The 340-nt window shown below is 61.8% G+C and carries 1 pseudogene; it reads left to right on the top strand.

Annotation, left to right across the window (positions count from 1 at the left end):
• A pseudogene (locus tag AC58NV_RS23775) lies at positions 1–151 on the top strand (IS110 family transposase); the annotation flags it as partial.
• Positions 152–340 lie beyond the last annotated feature (189 nt).

The raw sequence follows: 340 nt of genomic DNA, 5'->3' as shown, positions 1-340 counted from the left end.
GCTAAAAGCTTGGGCCGTGGGCGTCGCGAAGCGTAGTGGCTTCAAGAAGGCCGTCGTGGCTTTGGCGCGGCGCCTTTCGGTGATCATGCACAGGATGTGGGTCGATGGCAGCGAGTTCCGCTGGTCGCGGGAGGGAGCCATCGCAATGTGATCGACCCGGAAAGGAGTTAGAGTTCCACCGCAGGTGGGAAGACGTCCTTCGCGGGACGATGGGTGAGGCGAGTTCGCAATGGGTCCAGTTCCGGCAGCATCATGGCTGCCAGGCCGCGAGTCAGATTGGACCGCTTCACTCTTCTAATCCCATGATGGGAGGGCCAGCGTGCCGATCCCGAAGAGAAGC

The organism is Leisingera sp. ANG49 (assembly GCF_059694505.1).
The sequence above is the reverse complement of the archived record's forward strand: the minus strand, read 5'-3'. Positions and strand labels throughout refer to the sequence as shown.